Here is a 22,366-nt window from a genome sequence, read left to right as displayed (position 1 = left end):
GAAATGGATTATTCAATTTCGTTCTCACTTGCGTGCTAAGACGACAGTTGTAAAATTAAAACCGAAAAGAAGCCTTGGGCAACGCTGCCAAGGCTAACACACGGCGGCTGCCGAACAAAGCAAGCCGCCTGATGTCTTCTACCATATTTTATCTTGTACCCCATTATACGCTCATTGAAGGGGATTTGCCAAAAGACTCAGCTCCGGATGGGCCTCAAGCGCCTCCCTGCAGTGGTCGCAGGTGACCTTAACCATCACGTCGCCGTTCAAATCATACGCTATTATATCCTTGCGCTCCTCAGGGGTCAAGGAATCGAATCCGAGCTTTTCTTCCGTTATGACGCTCGAATCGATCCGGCCCTGAAAGGCTCGACAATGTCTGCAAACGTAGGTTATCGCCATCATATGCCTCCTGAAGGTCGTATATACCCTTCAGTATGCCCGGAAATCTCCCGTTTCAGACTATGATTCTGCGTGGCTATGCGTTATTGAATTTCGCCATGGTCTGCTCAAAGGTGTGATCCAGGCTGAACTCCAGTGCATCGCAGGTCATGTCCACCATGCTCTGCAGCTGCTCCCGTTCGCCCTTTGGAAATGCCCCAAGCACATAATCCACGATGGCGTAACCCGGCTCCGGTCTCGAGATGCCCATCCGGATGCGGTTAAAGGTTTGGGTCCCGGTATGCTGAATGATGGACTTGATGCCGTTATGCCCGCCCGCGCTCCCTTGATACCGGAGACGGATCCTCCCAACGGCTGTATCGAGATCATCGTAGACAACAATCATATCTTCGAGCGGCGCCTTATAATAATCCATATAGGCCCGCACCGCTTCGCCTGACAGATTCATAAAGGTCATCGGCTTGATCAGCACCGTTTTGGTACCGCCGATCATGCCCTCGGCAATGACCGATTTGCATTTGCTTTGGTTGAATTTCATGCCATGGCGCTCTGCCAGAGCATCCAATGCCATAAACCCAACGTTATGGCGTGTTTTCTCATAAGCTGGACCGGGATTTCCCAATCCGACAATCCATTTCATCGCAGTTAATTCCTTTCACGATTAGTACTTTCTTCTTAACCTGTATTTCGAGTACAATATGAACAAAACCTATTGGTATTTATGCCCTCATAAGAAGGTGAATCGGTTTTGAGAGATTATGAACAGAAATTGACGCATCACAGCCATTTTCAATACCATATGAAGCATGGCATCCCCGTTCAAGTCTACGAGCTCGGGTGTCATGTCGACGTAGGCCTGATCACGGCCGTCGACGCTTATTTTGTCGAGCTGGAGGGAACGGTGTACAACCGCAATACATTTACCTTTATTTCAAGACCTGGATATTGATGACACCTGCCATGAACTTGGGGGTAAATCATTTAGAATATCGCATTTTTGAAAACGGTTACTTTCCCGCTATGCGTAATATCCATGAGGTCAGGATAGCAGGCAAGGGCTACATTTCCTGCAAGCAGAAGATGTAACCCTTACGGCCAGGTTTGTTATTCTATTTCAAACAATTTACTGATGGATAATTCCTCGTGTACCCGGATAATCGCTTCTCCCATGAGCGGAGCAACAGACAGCACGGTCAGCTTGCTGCTCGGATTCGGATGTGTGATTGGAATGGTGTCCGTCACAACAACTTCCTTCAGCGGCGAGTTTTCCAAGCGTTCATGGGCAGGACCGGACAGCACCGGATGCGTACAGCAAGCATACACTTCCTTCACGCCGCCTTCCATCAGCGCGTTGGCGCCGAGTACGATCGTGCCGGCAGTATCGATGATATCGTCGATCAGAATCGCGGTCTTGCCTTCGATATGTCCGATGATGTTCATCACTTCGCTGACGTTCGGCTCCGGCCGCCGCTTATCGATAATAGCCAGCGGGGCGTTCAGGAAATCAGCAAGCTTCCTTGCGCGCACGACGCCGCCATGGTCCGGGGACACGACGACAGGATTCTCGATTTGCTTCGAACGGAAATATTGGGCAAGGATCGGAACACCGAGCAAATGATCCACCGGAATATCGAAAAATCCCTGGATCTGCATCGCATGCAGGTCCATCGTAATGACGCGGTGAGCGCCGGCTTTCTCAATCAGGTTCGCCACCAACTTGGCGGTGATCGGATCACGCGAACGAGCCTTGCGGTCTTGACGGGCATATCCGTAATACGGGATGACCACGTTGATGCTCTTTGCCGATGCCCGCTTGAGCGCATCCACCATAACCAGCAGCTCCATCAAGTTGTCATTCACCGGAAGGCATGTGGACTGCACAACGTAGACATGGCAGCCGCGTACGCTCTCGGAGAGCTTCACTTGAATTTCGCCATCGCTAAAGCTGGTCGTAAGCGATTCTCCCATCGGAATACCGATATAGTCGGCAATTTGATGGGCGAGCTTTGGATTGGAATTACACGTAAATATTTTTAATTTAGAATCAAGATAAGTCATAGAATAAAAACCCTCCGTGCTGGTTCGTTGAATTAGGCTATCCGATCACCGCTTCACGTCAATTCAGGAAGCCGGCGTATTACGATTCCCTGTTCTTCTTGGCTTTAGCGCGCGCCCGGATCTTCTCCGCATAACCCGGCTTGTTCTCCTGACGCTGTCTTGCGATGGCCAGATCATTCTCATCAACCGACTGGGTAATGGTCGAGCCGGCAACCACAAACGCGCCTTTGCCGACTTTGACCGGCGCAATCAAATTGACATTGCTGCCGATAAATGCGTCGTCCTCGATTTCGGTAACGGACTTATTATAACCATCATAGTTGACCGTAATCGCACCGCAGCCGATATTGACGTTTTTCCCGACCTTGGCGTCGCCGACATAGCTAAGATGCGACACTTTCGAGCCATTGTCGATCGTTGCATTCTTCACCTCGACAAAGTCGCCAACCTTCACGTCCTCACCGAGCTTGGCGCCCGGACGAAGATAAGCAAACGGGCCTACCGATGTGCGGGCTCCGACTTCTGCCTTGCTCAGCACCGATTGCTTGACGCTGGCACCGTCCGCGATGGCAGAATCCTCAATATCCGAATTCGGTCCGATTACGCAGTTCTCCCCAATGACGGTATTGCCCTTCAGCACCGTTCCCGGATACAGCACCGTATCGGCTCCGATGGTCACATCGGCACCGATATACGTCGACGCCGGATCGATGATCGTAACCCCGTTCAGCATATGCATACGGTTAATGCGCTCCCGCATGAAGCCTTCGGCTTCGGAGAGGGCCAGGCGGTCATTGACGCCGATCGACTCCGCGTAATCATCGGTCTGATAAGCAAGCACGGTTTCGCCGGCTTCCTTCAGGATGCCGATGCAATCGGTCAGATAATATTCCTGCTGCGCGTTCTGGTTCGTCACTTTTTCCAGTGCAGCAAATAGCTTTTTATTATCAAAACAATAGGTACCGGTATTAATCTCAGTGACCGCATCCTCTGCAGGGCTGCAGTCCTTCTGCTCCACGATCCGCTGCACGCTGTCATCTCCGCCGCGGATGACCCGGCCGTAGCCCTTCGGGTTATCCATATGTGCCGTCAATACCGTTGCTGCCGCGTTATTACTTTCATGCAGTTTCAGCAAATTTTCCAGGGTGCTTGACGTCACAAGCGGAGTGTCCCCGCATATCACGATCGTCGAGCCTTCTTCCCCGCCAAGAAGATCCTTGGCTTGCTTCACAGCGTGGCCCGTTCCGAGCTGCTGCTCCTGTAAAACATATTCCGCTGCGTCCTGCAGGTACGTGCGAACGGCTTCAGCGCCATGTCCAACCACCACAACGCTGCGCTCACAGTTCACCTGCTGTACCGTCTGCAGTACATGTCCTACCATCGGCTTGCCACAAACAGGATGCAGCACTTTATATAGTTTGGATTTCATACGTTTGCCCTGCCCAGCGGCGAGCACAATAGCAAATCTTTTCAAGGGCCATGCCTCCTCCTCTTGAACTCACTACTGAATATATCTCATTCTACAAAAAAAGAAAAGAGAGCCACAAATATGGCTCTCTTTTCCTTGAACCCCAATTGTAAATCTTAAGCGCCTTCTTCAATCACTTCTTCTTCTGTAGCCGCACGCTCATACTCGGCCAGGACAGCCGATTGAATCTTCTCGCGGGTACCCGAAGAAATGGGATGGGCAATATCGCGGAATTCTCCGTCCGGAGTGCGTTTGCTCGGCATTGCGACAAACATTCCATTGTTTCCGTCGATAACGCGAATGTCGTGAACGACAAATTCATTATCGATGGTAATGGATGCGATTGCCTTCATTCTCCCCTCAGAGTTAACACGGCGGAGTCTGACATCCGTAATTTGCATATGTGTTCACCACCTTTTTCCATCAGAGACTTGGGTAGTATAATTCCACACAGCAAACACGAAATCCTTCTTTTTTGTCCTATAAAATGTCCTAAAATCAGGAATTTTTTTTAGAATGTGATATTTTCGACAGACTTCGTGTCCATTCGGATGGAAACGCTATTATATCGACAAAAAATGCAATGTTATTTCTCGAAATAATTTCCAGGATTCACGGTAATCATTTTGGTTTTGGCATCCACGTCGCTCAATCGGGCTAGCGATATATAGTCCTGAAGAAGCCTCTCCTCGTTCTCTACTGCCCCTGACTCCACCAATACGCCCACACCTGCGACTTCGGCATTAAATTCTCCAAGCAAGTCGACCATTCCCTGAATGGTGCCTCCGGCCTTCATGAAATCATCCACGATAAGGACGCGGGAGCGCTCCTTGAGTGCCCGGCGGGACAGCGACATCGTATGGATGCTTTTATGGGAGCCGGAAACATAGTTGATGCTTACGGCCGATCCTTCCGTTACTTGATGGTCCCGGCGGACTAGTACGACCGGCAGGTTAAGCTGTGCCGCGGTCGCATAAGCGAGCGGAATGCCCTTCGTTTCCACGGTCATCACCACGTCGATCTCCCGGTCGGAGAACGCGGTGGCAATAATTTTGCCCGCTTCGTTCATAAGCGATGGCTGACCGAGCAGATCGGACATGTAGAGATAGCCTCCCGGCAGAATCCGGTCGGACTGCTGCAGCTGCCTGCACAGCTCCTCGGCAAAAGCGAGGGCGTGGTCTCTGCGCAGCTTCGGAATGTATCGTACGCCTCCTGCGGCGCCGGCGAGCGTCTGGAGCTCTCCAAGCCCCTCGTTCTCAAATACGTCCTTAATGATCGCCAAGTCCTCGCTAATGGACGACTTGGCCGCACTATAACGCTCGGCGAACGTCGTCAAGGGAATCAACGTATGCGGTTCAGATAGTAAATATTGGGTCATATCGACCAATCGTTCGCTTCGTTTTAATTTTTTCACTGGGATTCCTCGCTAAATCCGAATATTATATGTTAAATATAACATCTTTGTACGTATTTATACAACTCAGATTGAAATTCTTCCCCGAAGCCGTGTCCATTTTATGCATTTCCGGTTAGCAGACGGACCGCATAAACCTCTTTGCAGAATCCCCGAAGGCCGTTATAAATGCGGGCGACTTTAGACTCCCTGGATACCAGACCGAAGACCGTCGGGCCGCTGCCGGACATTAGCGCGCCATCCGCGCCCAGCTTCAGCATGCCTTCCTTCAGCTGCTGAACCTCCGGATGCATCTTCAAGGTAACCTCCTCCAGCACGTTTCCGAGCTCTTTGCACATCTGGTGGAAGCTGCCCTGCTCGAGCGCTCCGATCATCCGCTCCGCCGACGGGTGCGCCTGGATTTGATCACTGCGCAGTCGTCCGTATACCTCTGCCGTCGATACGTTGATCGGCGGCTTCGCCACGATTACCCAGCACTGAGGCGGACTCGGGATCGGCTTCAGCACCTCGCCTCGCCCGGTAGCCAGGGCGGTTCCGCCGCTCACGCAGAAGGGCACATCGGAGCCGAGCTCAGCTCCAAGCTTAAGCAGCTCCTCTTTCGGGATATTCAACCCCCAGAGGCGGTTTAGTCCCCGCAAGGTCGCCGCCGCATCGCTGCTGCCTCCTGCCAGTCCCGCTGCTACCGGAATTTTTTTGTCGAGGTGGATATGTACACCTTTCCGCACGTCGTAGCGCTCTTTAATGAGTCTTGCTGCCTGAAAGGCCAAATTCTTCTCGTCCAGAGGGATGTAACCCGCCTGGGACGTTATGATGATGGTGTCCCGCTTCTGCTCCGACATTTCGAGCCGGTCGGCAAGGTCAATCATGGTCATGACCATTTCCACCTCATGGAACCCATCCGGGCGCTTATGGAGCACATCCAGCATCAGGTTGATTTTGGCCGGTGCTTTTTCGTATATTTTCAAGAACGTTCACCTATCCTTAGCTTTTCCCTATGCATGAACTTACCATATCCAGAGAAAAACTTCTATTGCCTCTATCTTAACAAACTCGGGCTTCGAAGTCATGGACCCGGTTTACGCCTTCCGATCTGAACAGAGAGCCCTCCGTCACCGGAGGGCTGCTTGCCGCATTCACTTACGAACAGATTAGAGATCGGATTTCTTGGCAGCCCGCTCCGCAAGCTCAATCGCGCGTTTTACCATATTGCCGGCGTCCTTCGCGCGAATGCCGCCCCAGCCTTCCTTCTCCACCGTATCGTAGAATCCAAGCTCTTTTGCCAATTCAGTCTTGAGCTGCTCTGACATGATACTGCGTCTTCTCCGGCCCATCCTAAACGCCTCCTTGGATGATTTCGTGATCATAACGGCAGTTACGAGCGCATCCTCAGCGAGCAAGCCTCGGTCCACCGGACATCTTCGAATCAGCTCGCATCATCCCTCTGCCCTGGCACCGGAAGTTTGTTCGCTGCAGAAGATCCGCTCCCGGTTAGTATGCGTACCCGGATCTCCTCTCATTCCAGGCTGTAGATGGCATCCTCTCCTGATTATGCGAAAGCCGGGAGGCAAAAGGGCCTGTCTCGACCCCCCTGCTCTATAAGGCAGATATACGCCCCATGATCCCTGCATGACCCGGAACCCTCCAGGGAAAATCAGAACCACCCGTCAAACGGGTGGTTTGCTCTTGGGGTATAACCCCTTGTTGCCAAACTGCGCCTAAAGACGCTAGCCTGACAATAAAATTGTTCAGGCTCAGTGTAATTTGTCACTTTCACTTACCAGTTAAACTGGTTTACTTCTTCTTGTTACTGTTTTTGCTGAATGGGTCTTCATACTCTTTCACACTCAGTTTATCAATTGCTTGGTCATGTGCTTCTTGCTCACGGATATATTTTGCCACGGTGGCTTCATTCAAGCCCACTGTGCTGACGTAGTATCCCTCCGCCCAGAATTTTCGATTACCATATTTATACTTCAAGCTAGCATGCTTCTCGAATATCATGAGTGAGCTTTTCCCCTTCAGGTATCCCATAAATGATGATACTGAGATTTTTGGGGGAATTGCTACCAACATATGTACATGATCGGGCATCATGTGACCTTCGATTATCTCCACTCCCTTGTATTTACATAATCGTTTGAATATTTCGATTAAGTCTTTCCTCACTTGATTATAAATCTCTTTCCGTCTATACTTCGGGGTGAACACAATGTGGTACTTGCACATCCACTTCGTGTGAGCTAAACTATAGCTCTTGTTTGCCATCTAAGACCATTCCTTTCATTATTGAGCCTGAACATCTCAATTTTATCGGAATGGTCTTGTTGGTCAAACCTCGATCCCTCCACCCGCATAGCGGGTGGTTTTTTGTTTCGCACGCTTCGCGAGCTCAACTGGCTAAAGCCGCAACAAAAACAGCCTCCGCTAACGAAGGCTGTTCTCTCGTGACATATCGTCATGTCGTTATGACTTGATATAGGTGATTCGCATCTGGTTGTCATCGCCGGTCACCATGATTTCCACGGTTTCGGTCAGAATATCGGCATAACTGTAAGACACGCGTTTAAAGGTCTGCTGGTCTTGATCCAGCTTAACAATGAAAACAGAAGGGTACGTTTCTTCCAAAACACCAGTACGCTCGACGGTCTTACGGCGGCCACCGTTAGCCCGAAGCGTAATTTTTTGCCCTAAATGGGCATCGAGACTGCGTTTGATTTCCAACAGCGCATTTTTAGCCATTGTCGACGACCACCTCTTTCCTTGTCCATTATACCGAACTTCCAGCATTTTGTCAAATCAAAAACATTAATTATATCAGCATCAAAAATACGTTGTCAATGTATTTTTTTTAGCCCGGCAAATCTCATTTCCATTTGCATTAATATGCGCTAAATCGACAAGCTTTATGTATGATATTTGACAATTTTCTTCACCGTATAGAACAAAGTAAAAAAACCCCGGTGCCCGGGGTTTTCTCAGCCTATATTCGGTTCTTCATCATCCTTGCGTCTTCGCATTCGAATGCCTCGCCGAACAAAGCACCGCTTAGCTGACGGAAGGCGTTACTTTCAATGTCGACAGATCCTGGAGGCTCGGCAGGCCGATCCTGTAGCTGCCCCTGGTCTCAATTCCGCCTACGCCTTGACTGCCGCTGATTGTATGGTGGATTACATCGTTGAGGTTGACCGTTTCCCGAACCGACGTATAGGCGGTCTTGGCGGCCACATAGACCGGGTCTAGGGCATGGATGAGAATTCTGCCCGGCGAGCTCGCAAAATTGGCTCCTGCCTGCAGCAGCGCTTCAAAATGCGACTGGCACGCTCCAGCCACGATAACCAAGGTATCCAGGTTCCGCTCATATTGCCGGGCCACCTGGATCGCCGATACGAAGTTATGCGAATTTTTGTAGCTGTCCAGACTGTATAAATCATACGGCTGTCTTCGCTTAAGAACCCCGTCATGACCTGTAATCACGACGATATCGGGTCGAACCCGCGGAAGGAGCCGATACAACGTATCGGCCATCGCCGATTCATTCACATAATGGCCTTCCGCAGGGACCCGAAGCTGGTTATAAAGCGCCATGCTCTTCTTCAGATACTGGGGATCCCCGTCCAGATGCAGGACCTTGCCCGGAACGTCGAAATATCCTTTAGCAGCCTGCGGGCCGCCGTTATTCCTAAGGCTCTTCAGCTGCCGCTCACTTTCTTCCTGTCGGCGCTTCTGCAGGCTCTCCAGCGTCTCATTCGCCTTAATCTGTGCCTGCTTCGTTCGCTCGCTTACGGCGGGATGCGGTACCTGGATCAGGTCATCGGCGGGAGCGTCGGCCAGCAGCCGGAATTCCGTGCCTTTGATGACGATAAGATTATGCCGCAATCCTTCTACCCGGAACGTTACATCGCCGCCGTAGGATTTACGAACGACCAAGTCTCCCAAGTTCATCACAACATCACCCCTACCCTATGGTATGGGCTAATGGAGCCATTGGTTCGTCATGGCGGCAATTTTCCCTCAGGCGGCTTGCCTTGACCTGATTGAATATCCTAAAGCCACGACCAGACCACACTTCGTTCCGTTTCTAACGAATCCCCGCCTCATACAGGACATTGCTCAGCCGTGCGTACTCCTCGATGCTCAGCGTCTCTCCCCTGCGCTTCGGATCGAGCCCCGCTTCCTCCAGCAGCTGCTCCAGCCGCTCGCGTCCTTCATCGGCGAAGAACCGGCTCTTCAGGTTGTTGGCAATCGTCTTTCGCCGCTGGGCGAATGAGGCTTGAACCACCTCGAAGAAAAAGGACTCATCCTCAACCGAAACCGGAGGCTCCTCCCTTACCGCGAGCCGAATGACGGCCGATTCCACATTGGGCTGCGGGATGAACACGGTATGCGGAACGATGCAGACGAGCTTCGGCTCGCTGTAATATTGAACTGCAATGCTGAGGCTTCCGTAATCCTTGCTTCCCGGCGCTGCGGCCATCCGCTCGGCGACCTCTTTCTGAATCATGACCACAATATTCTCCAGCGGCAGCTTCTCTTCCAGCAGCTTCATCAGAATAGGGGTCGTCACGTAATACGGCAGATTGGCGACAACGCTTACCTTCCCCACCTCCGCGAAATCCTGGCGGAACAGCTCGTGCAGATCCACCTTAAGGACATCTCCATGATGAACTTTAACGTTATCGTAAGGCTCCAGCACTTCCTTAAGAATCGGAATCAGGCGCTGATCGATCTCTACTGCGGTAACGGCTCCGGCCATCTGAGCCAGCTTCTCTGTTAACGCCCCGATGCCGGGACCGATCTCAAGCGCACCTTTCTCTTTATCAAGGCCGGCCGCCTCCACAATCTTGCCCAAAATATTCTGGTCGATCAGAAAATTCTGTCCCAGGCTCTTCTTAAAGGAAAAGCCATGGCGGGCAATGATCTCCTTCGTGCGTCTAGGTGTCGATATATCTTCCATCCGGTTCATATCAGCTTTGGCCTCCCTCTTCCAGCTGCGCAAGCGCCGCCAGAAACTCTTCACGCGATATTTGAAACATCGCCATACGTTTATGGAACTGCTTGGAGTTGCAATACCCGATACCCAGGACATTTCCCATGAACATTCTCCGGGCTGCAGCCTCCGGATGAGCCGTCAGCCCCGCATCGATCATATCCTCCAGGCTGATCTGACTCTCCGCCCCCTCAAATGAGGTGTGGACGCGATCCAGGGCATGCCGTATAGCCTCCGGAGATGCGTTCTCGACTCCGATATCGCCCTTGCGCGTCGCATCCGCCTCCGGTATGAAGGCGTGCTTGCAGCCGGGGACATGACGGTCGATGATCTTGCGAATCCGTTCCCCTGCATGATCGGGGTCTGTCAGGATAATAACCCCCCTGCGCTCCTTCGCGAGGGCAATACGGCGCAGCGTATGCTTATTAATAGCAGAGCCGCCGGTCTCGATCGTGTCGGCATCCACCGCACGCTTGATCGCTACCGTATCGTCCCTGCCTTCAACCACAATTACTTCTCGGATCATAACGTTCTCTCTTCCTTCCCAAAAGGACACATACCGCCTGTCCGACCGTTCTCCTTGAATCGGCATCGGCTGAAACCATACGGCGTATTTTTTACATGATGGCCCCAAAATGCGACCAATACGCCGCAAAATAACAAAAGAAGAGGAGTTTCTCCTCTTCTTCATTATGATCTATTATAAGCTAAATTCGTTAGCATTAGAATGGCAATGTCATTAGAAAATGGGATTCATTAGTTCAAATCAGGCTTTACGGGACCGATCACATAAACGGTGCGCCCCGATTTCCGGCCAAAGTTCATGGCCGCTTTCAGCGAATCGTAATACACATCAATTTTATGTCCCTTAATCGCTCCGCCGGTATCCTCTGCACGGCGGAAGCCAATGCCTTCGATGTACACCCACCAGCCGATCGGAATGATGCTCGGATCAACCGCAATCGTCCGGCCCTCGGTAACCCGTGTTCCGGAAGCCGTGCGGGTTCCGATTCCCTCCTGCTCAGCGGAATATGCGGTCATTGAAACATTATTCAGCACTTTCTGGTATTTGAAATCGACACCCGCTCTGGAGATGACGTTATTCTCCGTCGCTTTGGCGGTGGATACCTTTCTAGTGCCCGTAAGCTTCGCTGGGGCAGACTTCACATTTGGAGTCGCTGCCGCTTGAAGCACGACAGGCTTCTCTACCTTCTTCGTGCCTACGGCAATAATTTTGTCCTTCGTCTTACGCTCGACCTCTTGCGAGACCTTCGTCTTGGATACGAGCTTGCCGTTATGGTACACCTTCTCGTAGTGATGAACGAGAACGCCCGGCTCGCCCCGCTGAATGACACGGTTATCACCGCGCTCCAGCGACGGATCCGCAGTCTTGATGACGCGGAACTCACGGTTCTCCTTCTCCGATACGGTCTGCTTCGTAACCCGAACGATTTGAATGTCCATATCACTGGTAAGCTTGGTGTCCTGTGACGGCTTTACTATATCTTCACCCTTGATCGTAATGCCAGCTTCTTTGAGTACACTATCGACCGTGTCCTGGGTCGTGAATATGGTTTTGGTGGTGCCCCCTACTGTTACTTTAACTGGGATTGCACGGTCAATGATAATCCGGTCCCCATCCTGGATCGTCCCGTTTAAAGGCATCGAGACCTGATCCTGCGGATTCAGCGTGATCGCTTGCTCATCCAGCAATTCCTGAAGCAACGATCCTCTGGTTTCTACCGTGGTTACGCGGCCATCGACCACAATTTGAACTTGCTTGCCCGATTGATCATGGATAACCAGCGATACGAGAAGTGATACCGTAACAGCCCCCATGGCGCCGAGCATCATCAATTGACGCAAATTCTCATGCTTCCATCGCAATGCGTAAGACATGCTGGATGATTGTGATTCATGGGTTTCTTCAGGTTGAAAAATGCCCACTATTCCATCCTCCTTCATAGTCCCGCCGTCTTAGGTAACGCATGAATGCCTTTGACGTGACTATAGCAGTTATTCTCGCAAGGCGTGCTGCTATCTATCTAACGCCCTGCGTCAATCCCCGTCTTCCCGTTCACCACTAGGAATCACCTCCTGTTTACCAACAGTATGACGACACCTTCTCCAATATTCAAAAATAAAAGAAGCCAGCGTGAAAGAGTACTAGAGGCTCTAACGTGGCTTCCTGATGATTGAAATCATGGAAATGGTATGCACGAGAATTCCCCTCTTACTTCGCTTACGGAGTTAGCTGTCGGGTTCGGACGTAAGAGAGACGCCCTAGATTCGGTCGCCCGCTCATGGCGAGGACCTTCACATTCACCCCAAAGACCCGATAAAGAAATCATATACGGCTCGTGCACGACAGTTTACCATGCACGGCAGTATCGGTTCCCCCGTTCCCCAAACTTCGGAGATTAAGCGAGACGGTTCATGAAATATGATCGCTGAAGTTTCAGCTTTGCAAACTTGCAGCTTCTTATCACTGAAAAGATGATATCCTGTTTCCATGCAGGTTGTAAAGGAACAATCAAGCACATTTTTTGATGTAAATGGTTAAAAAATTGTAAAACAATCGTCTTTTCAGGTTAAAAAACTTTAATTAATCGCAATTCCTCACTATTTCATCGCTTTTGCTCCCGTTTTCATGAAATACCAAATCGTTCCAGAGCATTTTTAGTGGTAATTTGGACCAGTTCATCGAAGGACATGCCCCGAATTTCGGCTGCCGTCTCGGCCACCAATTTCACATAAGCGGACTCATTTCGCTTCCCTCGGAAGGGGTGTGGAGTCAGGTAAGGCGAGTCCGTTTCAATGAGCAGACGATCGAGCGGAACCTTGGCCAGAACCTCCTTCGGCTGCTTGGCATTTTTGAACGTAATCGGCCCGCCGAACGAAATATGAAAGCCCATATCCAGGCATAACTTGGCCGTTTCCCAGCTGCCCGAGAACGAATGCATCACGCCGCCAACCTCATGAGCCTTCTCTTCCTTCAAAATCTTCACGATATCCTCATGCGCATCACGGTTATGAATTACAATCGGCATATGGAGCTCCCGGGCCAGTCCGATTTGGCTGCGAAGCACCCGGTGCTGCACCTCCTTCGGAGACGTATCCCAATGATAATCGAGGCCGATCTCTCCGATCGCAACGACTTTCTCATGACTGCAGAGCGAAGCGATCCATTCCAGGTCGCCCTCCTCCATCGTGATCGCATCCACGGGATGCCAGCCTACCGCCGCATATATAAAATCATATGTCTCCGCCAATTCCATCGTGGTCGGAATCGTCTCGCGATTAAATCCGATATTGATCATCCGGCTAACACCGGCTTCAAGCGCCCGGGCAATCGTCTCGTCCCGGTCCTCGTCGAATTGGGGAGCATCCAGATGGGTGTGTGTGTCGAACAGCATGTTCTCTCCCACTCCTTTCTTGTCGATCCTTGATCGTATCTTATCCGGCACAATCTTTATCATTCCGTTCTATGGTTGTCCATTATCAATGCCTCGTGCGTCCGGCCTTGAACCAGGTCCATCCATGATCCAAGCCCATGGTCCATCGAATATAACGGACTCATCCCTACCTGCGAAATAAATCCGCAACTTCGGCCGGCATCCGGTCAAGCAGCGGCTCTAACCTCTCCTCCGGGTAATATAGATAATTCCGGCCCTTATGGATCCCGCTAATGGAGCGCACGATATCGGACACCTCGGAAATTTCCCGAAGCTGGTCATGCCGGTCCAGCAGCAGAATTTGCTTCTCGTTCAGCGGCATGCCCGAATGAAACTTATCATAAGGAAGATCGGTCGGAAAATCAATCTCCACATCATATGCGGGATCAAGACCCGCCTCCCGAAACGCCTGGCGGATGGCGTCGATTGTCTCCGGGTTGCCGGTGTCGATTTCTATATATTTATAGAGCTTCCGATGGATGAATCGGCCGCATAATTCGCTAAGGAGCTGGTCTTGCTCGGCCGTCCATTGCAGAAACGCCGTTTGAATGAGCGCCTCATCCAGCCGCAGATACTGCTGAACGGTCAAGCGGCCTTCGAACAGAGCCGGCAGCGGTTCGATCATGAACTGAAACGCATACCCTGCTTCATAGAGCTCCTTCGCCCGGCGGAAAATCTGGCGCAGTATGATTTCCGAGCTTCTTGTTACCGGGTGGAAATACACCTGCCAGTACATTTGATATCTGGACATGAGATAATCCTCTACGGCATGCATCCCCGATTCCTTCACAACGATCCGGTCCCGGTGCGGCCGCAGCATCCGCAGAATCCGGTCGATGTCGATCGTCCCGTAATTGACGCCGGTGTAATAGGCATCGCGCAGCAAATAATCCATTCGGTCCGCATCCAGCGGACTCGTCACCAGATTCATCACGATCGGTTTGTCATACGTCTTGCGGATGACGGAAGCGACCCGCTCCGGGAAGTCTTCCCCCAGCTCCAGGAGCACCTTGTTCACGCACGTATCGCCGAGCAAGATCCGGCATGTCCAATCCTCGTGGTTCATCTGAAACGCCTCTTCTATAGAATGGGAAAATGGTCCGTGCCCGAGATCATGCAAGAGCGCTGCACATAGGGCCACTTGTCTCTCTTCCGCAGGCCAATCGGAGTATCCTTTTCGCTCGAATTGCGAGATGATTCTTCTTGTAATTTCATAGACACCCAAGGAATGGGAGAATCGGCTGTGCTCTGCGCCATGAAACGTCAGATAGGACGTGCCCAGTTGCCTGACCCGGCGAAGCCGCTGAAATTCCGGCGTGTCGATTAACCGCCAGATAATATCATCCTGTACATGAATATAATTATGAACCGGATCTTTAAACACTTTTTCCTCTGAGATTGGCAGGCGCATCATAAATCACTCCTTAAGTCATAAATTTAGGACTTGGACTATTTTCACTTCTTTTGACATCTAATGTCGAACAATGTCGAATTAGGTAATTTGGCGCTTTCCAAATCGACATATTGAAAAGTGAAGCGTTTTTTGGTTCAAAAATGGTAACTTCGTTGTAGGACAGCGGTTTATTTCACTATATTTTCGTAAATAGGTTCCGAAATCTCAAAAATATAGGTTGACTGTTTTGGGAATCGTTGGTACTATAAATAACATAAAAAATAGAACTATGTCGAATTATGACTTTTTTAAATTATGGCGAGAGGGGCATTAATAAGTTATGATGAAATCAACAGGAATTGTAAGGAAAGTCGATGAGCTTGGACGGGTCGTTATTCCAATCGAACTGCGCCGTACACTCGGCATTGGCGAGAAGGACGCTCTTGAAATTTATGTGGACGGTGAACGCATCATGCTGAAGAAGTATGAGCCTGCGTGCATCTTCTGCGGCAATGCTGAGAACGTTACGTACTTCAAAGGTAAAATCGTTTGCCATGAATGTATCTCGGAAATCCCTACACCTGTGACAAATTAAAGATATTAGTATATAATAGGTACACAATCACATTTTGTTAATTCTAACCTTTTTCATATCTCCTTGGTGCCTTCCTCGGCTATGAACCCGGCCGCAGGAAGGTCTTTTTTTATGCGCAATTTCCCGCGGTCGGCATAACGCTATGTAAATCCTCACCGCGATCATGAGGAAAATGATATTGTTCGTCAGAGACGGCCTAGTTCGGATTAAATGTGCCCCGGGCCAGTTGTTGACTTCGGCAGGCTGCGGGGACCACCTCTTCGTCACTTGCGCAGCAGGCTACTATAATTAATCCTCCAGCAGCGCATTATAGATATCCCGCTTCGATACGCCGCGGTCTGCCGCTGTTTTCTTCATGGCCTCCTTACGGCTCAATCCCTCCTGCTCATATCTGCCGACATGCTCCTCTAAGGAAAGCTCCTGCCACCAGGCATTCAGCTCCATCCGCTCATCCTCGGGGTTTCTGCCCTCCACCACAACGCAGTACTCGCCAAGAGGCGGATGCTCCTCAAGCCAGGATAGGCATGCTTCCACGGTTCCACGGGCAAATTCCTCATAGCGCTTGGTGAGCTCCCGGGCCAGCGTAATCTTTCGATCCCCCAGAACCTCCTTCATTAGCTCTAAGGTCTTCTTGATGCGATGCGGAGATTCATAGAAGATCAGCGTTCCCTGGGCCGATTGCAGCGCGTTTAACTGTGCCACAATGTCTTTGCGTTCCCTGGGCAAAAATCCGATAAACGTAAACCGTTCGGTTGGCAGGCCCGATGCGATTAACGCCGATAACGCGGCATTTGCTCCGGGAACGGGAATGACCGATATTCCGGCTTCAATCGCCAGTGCCACGAGGTCGGCGCCAGGGTCGGAAATCGCCGGCAGACCGGCATCGCTCACGAGTGCTACATTTTTTCCTTCTATTATATATCGTATAATTTCAGGGCCGCTTGCCGCCTTATTATGCTCATGATAACTAAACAATGGCTTGGATGGAATTTCAAAATGCGTAAGCAGTTTCCTGCTCTGTCTTGTATCCTCCGCCGCAATGATATCGCATTCCTTAAGAACGCGTACCGCCCGGTAGGTCATATCCTCCAAATTGCCGATCGGGGTTGCAACCAAAAATAACGATCCGGTGCTCCCTGCACCTGGCGATTCAAAGCTTCGCTGCAATGATATCCTCATGCTTGATCATCCTCATTCGTTCCATAATATATGTCCATAAATTCGGCGCAGTATTTCCCCTGCTCGTCATAAACGATGAGCGGCGGCCGTAGGCGAACCTCGGGCTTCCCGTCCCGTATGCCCTCGATCAGCACCATATTGGCTTCCAGATGGGCACGGGGGTGGACAAAACGGATCACCTTCGGCTCAATCCGGTATTTACTCATAAGCGTTATAATCTCGGCCAGTCGCAGCGGCTTGTGCACCATGCTCATTTTCCCGCCTTGACGAAGCAGCCTGGAGCAGGAAGCAATCACTTCCTCCAGCGTACAATGAATCTCATGTCTGGCAATGGCTTGATGCGGATTCAGCTTGATGTCGCTGCCGTTCATCGGCATATATGGAGGATTCACCGTGATCACGTCGTATGCGCCATATCCCGTCTCCTTGTATAGCTCTCTCAAGTCGCCTTCCCGGATCGTGATTTGGTGCTCAAGATCATTCATATAGACGCTTCGTCTTGCCATATCGGCCAGTCTCGGCTGTATTTCGATCCCTTCGATCGGTGCGCCTGTCCGTGTGGACAAGAGAATAGGAATCACTCCATTCCCGGTGCACATATCAAGAATCTTCCCTCTCCGCGGGATGCTGGCAAACCGTGCGAGCAGCACCGCATCCATAGAGAAGCTGAACACCTCCTCACTTTGGATGATTCCGAGCTCATGCGTCAGCAGATCATCAATCCGCTCGGATGGATGTAAATGTACGTCCTTCAATTTCATAGTTTCAACCCTTTGGCTTGATAGTTAGGGGCACGTGTCGGGATTGAGACTCCGATCCCTTCGTGCTCATAATTTTATTTCGCTGTGTTCACCAAATGCAAGGAGCCTGAAGATCCCTTACAGTATAACCTTCAAATGCTAGAAAAAAACCGTAGGCAATATCCCTACGGCTTCTTATTTATTCAAAAATGACAAGCAGAACAGGCAATCCCCTTCCGTACGCAAATGTCCATAGTACACATTGCAGATGTGAAAGCCTTCGTGATAGAGACGGGCCAGGTTGTCGTATCCTTCCCCGACCACATCTTCCTCCTGATCCTCCTGCTCGGCACGAGGCTGAGGCATCGAGGCTACCGGGTGTTCCAATTCCGCCGGATTGACTTCCCTTTTTAATATTTTCCGGAGCTGTTCATTTTCAAGACTGAGGCGATGGTTCTCTTCCAGCAGTTCCTTGATGACCAGCTTGAGTCCACCCAGTTCACTGTGTATATGTCCCATCTGTGTTTCCAACTCTTGAATGAGCACAAAAATGTTTTTCTTCTCCAAGTCTACACCCCGAAAATAAACATTCTATTGGACTATTTAATGACCACGTCGTCCATCGGCAGTTCCTTGACCTTCCCGATTTCAAACAGCTGAACATGCACCGTCCGCTTATCCGCATTGATACCGACAACCTTGCCTTCTCCAAGCGAGGTCACGACCAGCTTCCCAACGGATGGAAGCTCCTCTTTCACGCTTTCATAATTATCATGCTCAAATTTCAGGCAGCACATCAATCTTCCGCATAGCCCGGAAATCTTGGTCGGATTGAGCGATAAGCTCTGATCCTTCGCCATCTTAATGGATACCGGCTCAAAATCACCAAGCCATGAGGAACAGCACAGTACGCGACCGCAAGGTCCAAGGCCGCCCAGCATTTTGGCTTCGTCCCGGACTCCGATCTGACGAAGCTCGATTCGGGTCCGGAAGATGCTGGCCAGGTCCTTCACCAGCTCTCGGAAATCCACGCGGCCTTCGGCCGTGAAGTAGAAAATGATTTTGTTCCGGTCGAAAGTAAATTCTACATCGACCAGCTTCATTTTCAGTCCGTGGTCCCGAATTTTATTTAAACAGGTGGTGAATGCATCCTTCGCAGCCTGCTTGTTCTCCTCAACCACACGGGCATCCGAGTCGCCGGCGATGCGAATGACTTTCTTCAGTGGAAGAACAACGTCAGCTTCACCTACCTCCTTCTTTCCTATCACAACTTGACCATACTCAATCCCCCGGGCCGTCTCCACAATGACGGATTGCTCCTTCTCTACGGGTAGATCCAGCGGATCGAAGTAATATATTTTGCCCGCTTTCTTAAAGCGGACACCCACTACACTGTACAAAAATAAACCCCCTTGTGCCTGTACATATTGGCCATCCTTCGGGCCTGGGGGTGTGCTCACGCCGGAGTGTTACCGCCCAAACCCATCAATAGCTGCTCTACACAGAGCTGTCCATTGACATTATAGCGTAACTTCTTCTGACACTCTGCGGCCAAATCCATATAGGACACCCACTGTGCTGTGCTGCGGGCTGACGCATGACCAGAGATATACTCCGCCTGATCTATGAAAACGAGAGACTCTTTCCTTCCGTACAGAACATGAATCATGTCCTTAAACCATAAATGAAACAAACTGAACAGAACGTCCAGATGATCGGAGAGTTCGGTTTTGAACACTTTCTGGCTCGCGGTAATCATCGCGGGGCCGGTTCGGTTCAAAGACTCCTTCCCTAATTGTAACACTACGTTTCTAATTTCTGCAAACCAATTCTCATTCAATATTTTCCTGCATCCGTCAAGTCCTGAAGCCAGGTGAACGGCACAGCGCACGAGGGCTGCCGGATATCCTTCCCCTACCAGCGCCTGCTCCATCATCTGCGGAGAAAGCGAGCGGAACGGCACCGTCTGGACCCTCGATTGAATGGTCGGCAGCAGCGCTTGTCCATTCTCCGCAATAAGGATGGCTACCGCCGGCGATTGCGGCTCCTCCAGAAATTTGAGAAGGCTGTTGGCCGCCTGGGTCGTCATTTTCTCCGCATGGTCGATAATGTACACCTTCGGATTGCGGTTCTCGGAGCGGTATGAGAAGATGCGCTGCAATTCGCGGATCTGATCGATCTTGATGCTGGCGCCATCCGGCTCAATCATCGTCAAATCCGGGTGGTTGCCGTGCTCGACCTTCCGGCATTCCAGACATTGTCCGCAGGCATCATCCTCAAGCTCCGTACAAAACAATGCCTTGGCAAACACAAGCGCCGTCTGCAGCTGTCCGGCGCCAGCCGGCCCGCTGAACAGATAGGCATGGCTGACCGCGTGCTTGCGCAGAGCGTTTTGCAGCAGCTGCTTGGCCGCCTCCTGGCCTATAATATGATTAAAAGACATAAGTCCTCTCTTTCCTGCTTCATTCACTTCGTTCTCTATCATCTTATGAACCTGCTGCATAAATAAAATCTAATAACAAAGCCATAATGCCATAATGCTAAATAACCATTAAACCTATGAACCCAAAAGATCATCAAGCTTACGAACTTAAAAAGTTGGCCCAGGGGCTTCCCAATCCCATGCGGACAAATGCTCCTTAAGCTGTTAAAATACGAGATTAATCAGCATACCGCGGATTTCCCCGACCTTATTCAGCAGATCGATCCTTCCCTGCTCGGTATCCAGCAGTTCATCGGCCATCTCAAGCAGCGCCGAATCGATCTCATCGATCACATTATATCGCTTGCCGCGTCCCCGCCGGTCCCAGCCTCGGGTTTCCTTCATTTTCACCCCGCGCCGGACCGTCTCCTCCAGGAAACGCCGAACCATCAATTTATACGCTTTAAGCTCCCGAACGGTCATCGATTTGGCTAATCGGTCACCCTGGAGCGCAATCTCACGCATTTGGCGGCTCAGCTCCTCATGCGTAGCCCGTTCCCCTTGCTGCTGCATCATATCCGAGAACGATCGCTGCTGGACCGGTCTGCTGCTGTTATCGGGGGCAGGAATTCCACTATTCAAGGGCCGAAAGCCCGGATTGATCTTCATCCGAATACACCGCCTTTAGATTTGAAGCCCCCGTTGCAAACGGAGGCGCCGTAGGAAACTCTATTCATGCATGCTTGCCCCGGCATGCATTTTAATCGTAAATGAGACGCTTCGGGTCGGCCATTCCCATGCTTCGCCATAAGAACCAACCTGCCCCCTGCAGCCCCGCTTGCTTCATGCCTTGCTTCATTTCAAGCAGGATCAGCGCCAGCACCTGACGTGAACGTACCTTGAATCGGTCAACTTGTCAAGCCATTTACCTTGATTTAACAGGTATCGAGACGCTGACCGCTTCTATCACAATGAACCCGCCTATAACAGGCGTCCCTATTCCATTATTCTGCGATTTACGGTAACTATTTTTATTATGATACAGAAGGAATTCAGACTGGCAGCATGGCTGTGCTTCTCCATTTTGTCGGAGACGTTCCCATATCCCAATAAAAACATCCGTTACTTGCAATCCGCAAAATGTCGTGGATCTATTCTTAGAAATGCTCGAATCTTTCTACTGGAAGCACAAACACGGTAGCGCCGCCCACCTGAACCTCGACCGGAAGCGGCAGATACGAGTCGGTCGTGCCACTCATAGGGGTTACCGGTGTGACCAGCTGCTCGCGAACCTTGCAGCTTGTGCGGATGACGCTAAGCACGCTTTCGACCTGTGAATCGTCTACCCCGATCATAAAGGTGGTATTCCCCGCCTTCAAGAAACCGCCCGTGCTCGCAAGCTTCGTGGCCCGGAAATTGGCTTTGACCAATGCGGCGGAAAGACGGTTGCTATCCTTATCCTGCACAATCGCAACAATCAATTTCATGGTAAACCCTCCTTATTAATTTTGGGCATTTTCGCCCTAACACTATTATTTGACAAACAACCTCAAAAATCCTTTAATATCGCGTCTTCTACGTATTTGATCATCTCGCGCTCCACCTGATCCGGCGTTTTGGAAGCATCTACAATTCGGATTCTTTCCTTGTTGTTTTCCGCCACAAGCATATAGCCTTCCCTAACCTTGCCGTGAAATGCCATGCTTTCCATGTCAAGACGGTTCTTTTCCCGCTCGGCATTGGCCTCGATTCTGGACATCCCGATCTCCGGTTCGATATCGAACAGCAGCGTGAGGTCAGGCATTCGGCCTTCAACCGCAAATCGGTTAATGCTCCATACCTCCCCCATGCCGAGGCCGCGGGCATACCCTTGGTAAACCAGGCTGCTGTCGACAAACCGGTCGCACAGTACGGTCACTCCTTCCCTCAGTGCCGGTTCTACCTTCTCCACCAGATGCTGTCGGCGGGCAGCCGCATACAGCAGTGCCTCCGTCCGGGCATCCATGGAAGTATGCTGCGGGTCGAGAATAATGGAGCGGATCTTCTCCGCGATCTCGATCCCCCCGGGCTCCCTGGTAATCAGATAGGGAATCGAGCGGCCCTGCATATAAGCGGCCAGCCTGCCCATCATCGTTGTTTTGCCGGACCCATCCCCTCCTTCAAGTGTGATAAATAGTGGTCTGCGATTATTCATAATGATCCTGCTTTCATAAAAATATGTTAAGTGGTACATGGGTTGCTTTTCGCGAGGCG

General features: G+C 50.9%; 27 protein-coding genes and 1 riboswitch. Of the genes, 2 read left to right on the top strand and 25 right to left on the bottom strand.

Going from position 1 to position 22,366, the window contains the following annotated elements:
• Nucleotides 1-171: 171 nt before the first annotated feature.
• Together NST08_RS00215 and pth are read right to left on the bottom strand one after the other, a co-directional pair.
• Complete coding sequence (locus NST08_RS00215; RefSeq protein ID WP_007132873.1) at nucleotides 172-402, bottom strand: anti-sigma-F factor Fin family protein; 231 nt, start codon at nucleotides 400-402, stop codon at nucleotides 172-174.
• A gap of 76 nt (nucleotides 403-478) precedes the next feature.
• On the bottom strand, nucleotides 479-1,042 hold the full coding sequence (gene pth, locus NST08_RS00210; RefSeq protein ID WP_028406017.1) for an aminoacyl-tRNA hydrolase: 564 nt from the start codon (nucleotides 1,040-1,042) through the stop codon (nucleotides 479-481).
• 108 nt (nucleotides 1,043-1,150) lie between these two features.
• On the opposite strand from pth, the gene NST08_RS00205 reads away from it, so the two are divergent.
• Nucleotides 1,151-1,351: a hypothetical protein gene (locus NST08_RS00205; RefSeq protein ID WP_007132871.1), complete on the top strand. Its 201-nt coding sequence runs from the start codon at nucleotides 1,151-1,153 to the stop codon at nucleotides 1,349-1,351.
• A 155-nt stretch (nucleotides 1,352-1,506) separates the two neighbouring features.
• Here the strand turns inward: NST08_RS00205 and NST08_RS00200 are convergent, their stop codons facing one another.
• From NST08_RS00200 to NST08_RS00135, 14 genes are all read right to left on the bottom strand, one after another.
• Nucleotides 1,507-2,460: a ribose-phosphate diphosphokinase gene (locus tag NST08_RS00200; RefSeq protein ID WP_007132870.1), complete on the bottom strand. Its 954-nt coding sequence runs from the start codon at nucleotides 2,458-2,460 to the stop codon at nucleotides 1,507-1,509.
• 79 nt (nucleotides 2,461-2,539) lie between these two features.
• On the bottom strand, nucleotides 2,540-3,934 hold the full coding sequence (glmU, locus tag NST08_RS00195; RefSeq protein WP_028406018.1) for a bifunctional UDP-N-acetylglucosamine diphosphorylase/glucosamine-1-phosphate N-acetyltransferase GlmU: 1,395 nt from the start codon (nucleotides 3,932-3,934) through the stop codon (nucleotides 2,540-2,542).
• 110 nt (nucleotides 3,935-4,044) lie between these two features.
• Nucleotides 4,045-4,329 carry a septation regulator SpoVG gene (gene spoVG / locus NST08_RS00190; RefSeq protein WP_006207419.1) on the bottom strand — a complete coding sequence of 95 codons (285 nt, stop codon included), beginning with the start codon at nucleotides 4,327-4,329 and terminating at the stop codon, nucleotides 4,045-4,047.
• 185 nt (nucleotides 4,330-4,514) lie between these two features.
• On the bottom strand, nucleotides 4,515-5,342 hold the full coding sequence (gene purR, locus NST08_RS00185; protein WP_007132868.1) for a pur operon repressor: 828 nt from the start codon (nucleotides 5,340-5,342) through the stop codon (nucleotides 4,515-4,517).
• Between the two features lie 101 nt (nucleotides 5,343-5,443).
• Nucleotides 5,444-6,307 (bottom strand): 4-(cytidine 5'-diphospho)-2-C-methyl-D-erythritol kinase, encoded by an 864-nt coding sequence (gene ispE / locus NST08_RS00180; RefSeq protein WP_007132867.1) that lies wholly within the window; start codon nucleotides 6,305-6,307, stop codon nucleotides 5,444-5,446.
• Between the two features lie 183 nt (nucleotides 6,308-6,490).
• Nucleotides 6,491-6,673, bottom strand: coding sequence for a small, acid-soluble spore protein, alpha/beta type (locus tag NST08_RS00175; RefSeq protein WP_028406020.1), 183 nt, complete (start codon nucleotides 6,671-6,673; stop codon nucleotides 6,491-6,493).
• A 460-nt stretch (nucleotides 6,674-7,133) separates the two neighbouring features.
• On the bottom strand, nucleotides 7,134-7,607 hold the full coding sequence (tnpA, locus tag NST08_RS00170; RefSeq protein ID WP_007127619.1) for an IS200/IS605 family transposase: 474 nt from the start codon (nucleotides 7,605-7,607) through the stop codon (nucleotides 7,134-7,136).
• 198 nt (nucleotides 7,608-7,805) lie between these two features.
• A complete protein-coding gene (veg, locus tag NST08_RS00165; protein ID WP_007132865.1) occupies nucleotides 7,806-8,081 on the bottom strand; it encodes a biofilm formation stimulator Veg in 276 nt (91 codons plus the stop codon).
• A 306-nt stretch (nucleotides 8,082-8,387) separates the two neighbouring features.
• Nucleotides 8,388-9,284 (bottom strand): sporulation peptidase YabG, encoded by an 897-nt coding sequence (yabG, locus tag NST08_RS00160; RefSeq protein WP_251537916.1) that lies wholly within the window; start codon nucleotides 9,282-9,284, stop codon nucleotides 8,388-8,390.
• 136 nt (nucleotides 9,285-9,420) lie between these two features.
• A complete protein-coding gene (rsmA, locus tag NST08_RS00155; RefSeq protein ID WP_028406022.1) occupies nucleotides 9,421-10,305 on the bottom strand; it encodes a 16S rRNA (adenine(1518)-N(6)/adenine(1519)-N(6))-dimethyltransferase RsmA in 885 nt (294 codons plus the stop codon).
• A gap of 1 nt (nucleotide 10,306) precedes the next feature.
• Complete coding sequence (gene rnmV, locus NST08_RS00150) at nucleotides 10,307-10,855, bottom strand: ribonuclease M5 (RefSeq protein WP_028406023.1); 549 nt, start codon at nucleotides 10,853-10,855, stop codon at nucleotides 10,307-10,309.
• Between the two features lie 230 nt (nucleotides 10,856-11,085).
• Nucleotides 11,086-12,276: a 3D domain-containing protein gene (locus NST08_RS00145; RefSeq protein WP_007132861.1), complete on the bottom strand. Its 1,191-nt coding sequence runs from the start codon at nucleotides 12,274-12,276 to the stop codon at nucleotides 11,086-11,088.
• 276 nt (nucleotides 12,277-12,552) lie between these two features.
• Nucleotides 12,553-12,766, bottom strand: a riboswitch (cyclic di-AMP (ydaO/yuaA leader).
• 211 nt (nucleotides 12,767-12,977) lie between these two features.
• Complete coding sequence (locus NST08_RS00140) at nucleotides 12,978-13,745, bottom strand: TatD family hydrolase (RefSeq protein ID WP_028406025.1); 768 nt, start codon at nucleotides 13,743-13,745, stop codon at nucleotides 12,978-12,980.
• A 166-nt stretch (nucleotides 13,746-13,911) separates the two neighbouring features.
• A complete protein-coding gene (locus NST08_RS00135; RefSeq protein WP_341035071.1) occupies nucleotides 13,912-15,195 on the bottom strand; it encodes an HD domain-containing protein in 1,284 nt (427 codons plus the stop codon).
• 322 nt (nucleotides 15,196-15,517) lie between these two features.
• Between NST08_RS00135 and NST08_RS00130 the strand changes: the two genes are divergently transcribed.
• Entirely contained in the window at nucleotides 15,518-15,772 is a 255-nt protein-coding gene (locus NST08_RS00130) for an AbrB/MazE/SpoVT family DNA-binding domain-containing protein (protein WP_006207408.1), read from the top strand.
• Between the two features lie 288 nt (nucleotides 15,773-16,060).
• Here NST08_RS00130 and rsmI read toward each other — a convergent pair whose 3' ends face one another.
• From rsmI to tmk, 9 genes are all read right to left on the bottom strand, one after another.
• Complete coding sequence (rsmI, locus tag NST08_RS00125; protein ID WP_251537918.1) at nucleotides 16,061-16,951, bottom strand: 16S rRNA (cytidine(1402)-2'-O)-methyltransferase; 891 nt, start codon at nucleotides 16,949-16,951, stop codon at nucleotides 16,061-16,063.
• The gene (locus tag NST08_RS00120) at nucleotides 16,948-17,712 is read right to left on the bottom strand and encodes a tRNA1(Val) (adenine(37)-N6)-methyltransferase (RefSeq protein ID WP_007132857.1); all 765 of its coding nucleotides are present in this window, start codon (nucleotides 17,710-17,712) and stop codon (nucleotides 16,948-16,950) included. Before NST08_RS00120 ends, rsmI begins: the two co-directional genes overlap by 4 nt.
• A 174-nt stretch (nucleotides 17,713-17,886) precedes the next feature.
• A complete protein-coding gene (yabA, locus tag NST08_RS00115; RefSeq protein ID WP_040740328.1) occupies nucleotides 17,887-18,258 on the bottom strand; it encodes a DNA replication initiation control protein YabA in 372 nt (123 codons plus the stop codon).
• Nucleotides 18,259-18,290: 32 nt separating this feature from the next.
• On the bottom strand, nucleotides 18,291-19,091 hold the full coding sequence (locus tag NST08_RS00110; protein WP_007132855.1) for a PSP1 domain-containing protein: 801 nt from the start codon (nucleotides 19,089-19,091) through the stop codon (nucleotides 18,291-18,293).
• A gap of 56 nt (nucleotides 19,092-19,147) precedes the next feature.
• Nucleotides 19,148-20,134 (bottom strand): DNA polymerase III subunit delta', encoded by a 987-nt coding sequence (gene holB / locus NST08_RS00105; protein WP_040740326.1) that lies wholly within the window; start codon nucleotides 20,132-20,134, stop codon nucleotides 19,148-19,150.
• 204 nt (nucleotides 20,135-20,338) lie between these two features.
• On the bottom strand, nucleotides 20,339-20,782 hold the full coding sequence (locus NST08_RS00100) for a YaaR family protein (protein WP_007132853.1): 444 nt from the start codon (nucleotides 20,780-20,782) through the stop codon (nucleotides 20,339-20,341).
• A 91-nt stretch (nucleotides 20,783-20,873) separates the two neighbouring features.
• Entirely contained in the window at nucleotides 20,874-20,996 is a 123-nt protein-coding gene (locus NST08_RS00095) for a hypothetical protein (protein ID WP_285852664.1), read from the bottom strand.
• Nucleotides 20,997-21,270: 274 nt separating this feature from the next.
• On the bottom strand, nucleotides 21,271-21,600 hold the full coding sequence (locus NST08_RS00090) for a cyclic-di-AMP receptor (protein ID WP_006207400.1): 330 nt from the start codon (nucleotides 21,598-21,600) through the stop codon (nucleotides 21,271-21,273).
• A gap of 62 nt (nucleotides 21,601-21,662) precedes the next feature.
• The gene (gene tmk / locus NST08_RS00085) at nucleotides 21,663-22,307 is read right to left on the bottom strand and encodes a dTMP kinase (RefSeq protein ID WP_341034651.1); all 645 of its coding nucleotides are present in this window, start codon (nucleotides 22,305-22,307) and stop codon (nucleotides 21,663-21,665) included.
• Between the last annotated feature and the right edge of the window lie 59 nt (nucleotides 22,308-22,366).

This window comes from Paenibacillus sp. FSL K6-1566, assembly GCF_038050475.1.
GTDB classification, from domain to species: domain Bacteria; phylum Bacillota; class Bacilli; order Paenibacillales; family Paenibacillaceae; genus Paenibacillus_AQ; species Paenibacillus_AQ lactis.
The sequence above is the reverse complement of the archived record's forward strand: the minus strand, read 5'-3'. Positions and strand labels throughout refer to the sequence as shown.